Origin of the sequence: Cellulomonas sp. (assembly GCF_017744555.1) — a bacterium.
In the GTDB taxonomy this organism is placed as follows: domain Bacteria; phylum Actinomycetota; class Actinomycetes; order Actinomycetales; family Cellulomonadaceae; genus Cellulomonas.
The window spans coordinates 1-1,998 of the sequence record NZ_JAGIBD010000088.1 but is presented as its reverse complement, the minus strand read 5'-3'; the positions used below and the strand labels follow the sequence as shown (position 1 = coordinate 1,998).

Sequence of the window (1,998 nt, the reverse complement as noted above, 5' to 3'; positions counted from 1 at the left end):
ACCGTGTGGGGCGAGAAGATCGTCATGCGCATCCTCGACAACTCCACCGCGAGCCTCGACCTGCGGGACCTGTCGTTCCTGGACCACAACTACGAGACGTACAAGCAGTCGTACACCAAGCCCTACGGCATGATCCTGGTCACGGGGCCGACCGGCTCGGGCAAGTCGACCACGCTGTACGCCACTCTCAACGCGGTGTCGCGGCCCGAGATCAACGTCATCACCGTCGAGGACCCGGTCGAGTACAGACTGCCCGGCATCAACCAGGTCCAGGTGAACCCCAAGGCAGGCCTGACGTTCGCGGCCGCGTTGCGCTCGATCCTGCGCTCCGACCCCGACGTCGTGCTGCTCGGTGAGATCCGTGACCACGAGACCGCGCAGATCGCGATCGAGGCGGCGCTCACGGGCCACCTCGTGCTGTCGACGCTGCACACGAACGACGCCCCGTCGGCCGTGACGCGACTCACCGAGATGGGCATCGAGCCGTTCCTCGTGGGATCGGCCCTCGACTGCGTGGTCGCGCAGCGCCTCGCGCGCCGGCTCTGCCCGAAGTGCAAGGAGGCCTACGTGCCGACGCCGGCCGAGCTCGAGGCCGCGCGGTTCCCGTGGGTCCCGGGGGAGTCGCTGCCCGAGCTGTACCGGCCGGCGGGCTGCAGCGCGTGCTCGCGGACGGGGTACAAGGGACGGCTCGCGCTGCACGAGGTCATGAGCGTGACGGAGGACATCGAGCGGCACGCGGTGGCGCACTCGTCGTCCGCGGACATCGCGGCCACGGCCGAGCGACAGGGGATGGTCTCGCTGCGCAACGACGGCTGGCACAAGGTGGCGCTGGGGCAGACGTCGATCGAGGAGATCCTGCGCGTCGTCGCCTGACCCGCGTCGCCGTGCGCGGTGCGGTCGGCGAGGTGCGGGCTCAAGTCCGCGCACGTCGCGGCCGATGACAACCTCGGGCACCCGCGTGCCCCGCCGCCCCGGGCGGTGACGCCGTGACGCCGGAGGACCACGTGACCGACCCGTACCAGGGACGCCCGCCCGAGCCGACGCGGCCGCTGCCGCCGTACCGGCCGGCCGGCCCGCAGGCGACGTACGCGCCGGTGCCGTCGCAGTCGGTGGTCCCGCAGCCCTCGCCGCCGCCCGTGACGACGACGTCGGCCGGCGGGTGGGCCGCAGCACCCGCGGCGCCCGCCTCAGCCGGTGCGCCGGTGCCGTTCGGCAGCGTGCCCGCGGGCCCACCCGTGACCCCGTTCGGCGGGGCGCCGACCGTCCCCGGACCCGCGCCGGCGCCGGCCGGCCCCCCGGCACCGGCATCCGAGCGTGCGCGCCGTGCCGAGCCGGCGGCCCCGGCCGTCGCGCGCCCGGCGACACGGGCCGGGGTCGGGCAGGAACGGCTCGAGGGCGACGTCGACATCGAGGCGGTCCTGCGTGAGCTCGTGCGGCTCGGCGGGTCGGACGCCCACCTCACGTCCGGGTCGCCGCCGATGGTGCGCCTGAGCGGCGCGCTCAAGCCGGTCGAGGGCTTCGGCACCATGACGCCCGACGGGCTGCGCCGGTCGCTGTACGCGATCCTGTCGCAGAAGCAGCGCGAGACGTTCGAGGAGAACCTGGAGCTCGACCTGTCGTACGCCGTGCGCGGGCTCGCCCGGTTCCGCGTCAACCTGTACGTGCAGCGCGAGTCGATCGGCGCGGCCTTCCGCGTCATCCCGTACGAGATCAAGCCGCTCGAGGCGCTCGGCGTGCCGCCCGTCGTCGGGACGTTCGCGAACCTGCCGCGCGGGCTCGTGCTCGTCACGGGGCCGACCGGGTCGGGCAAGTCCACGACGCTCGCGTCGATCATCGACCTCGCGAACCGCACGCGCGAGGACCACATCATGACCGTCGAGGACCCCATCGAGTTCCTTCACCGGCACAAGAAGTCGCTCATCAACCAGCGTGAGGTCGGCGCCGACACGCACTCGTTCGCGAACGCCCTCAAGCACGTGCTGCGCCAGGACCCCGACA

2 protein-coding genes are annotated in these 1,998 nt (G+C 72.9%); both read left to right on the top strand.

Translation table 11 applies throughout. The features are described 5' to 3' along the window. Positions 1-873: GspE/PulE family protein (locus J7523_RS20195; RefSeq protein ID WP_291890562.1), on the top strand; the 873-nt coding region annotated here is incomplete at its 5' end. A gap of 113 nt (positions 874-986) precedes the next feature. Beyond that, on the top strand, positions 987-1,998 hold a 1,012-nt coding region (locus tag J7523_RS20190), incomplete at its 3' end, for an ATPase, T2SS/T4P/T4SS family (protein WP_291890560.1).